The 530-nt window shown below is 46.0% G+C and carries 1 protein-coding gene; it reads left to right on the forward strand.

What is annotated here, in order from left to right; all coding sequences use genetic code 11:
• Positions 1–530, forward strand: a 530-nt coding sequence (locus I6F53_RS20415; protein WP_197240980.1) for a transposase, incomplete at both ends; no start/stop codon positions are given.

Below are 530 nucleotides of genomic sequence, written 5' to 3' on the forward strand. Positions count from 1 at the left end.
ATACGTGGTATGGACTCCGGTTATTTTCTGTCGATGGAACGCAATTTCGTGCACCTGATACACCGGCTCTAGCTGAGCACTTTCACTATATTAAGCACAGTAAAAACCGTCATACAGAATATCCTATTGTACGCCTATGCGCCTTAAGCTCCTTGCGTAGCCGGTTGATACACCACGTTGCCTTCGGGCCCAGTTATCAAGGTGAGGTGAACTACGCAAAGCAGTTATTTAGTCATGTAAGTGATAACAGTCTAACTATTTTTGACCGATGTTATCTCAGCGCTGAGCTACTGATTAATTGGCGTAAGCAACACCCACAGTCGCACTGGATGGTCCCGATTAAAAGCAACACGCAATACACCGTCATTGAATCTTACTCTGAGCATGACTTCAAAGTAGAGATGAGTGTATCTGCGCATGCCAGAAAACAAGACCCTTCGCTTCCTGAGTGCTGGCAGGCCAGACTGGTTCTTTATCCTGAGCCAATGGGGCCTGGAAAAATAAAAGGTCTGCTGTGCTCTTTGGATGAT

This window comes from Pseudoalteromonas sp. SWN29 (genome assembly GCF_015864465.1).
In the GTDB taxonomy this organism is placed as follows: domain Bacteria; phylum Pseudomonadota; class Gammaproteobacteria; order Enterobacterales; family Alteromonadaceae; genus Pseudoalteromonas.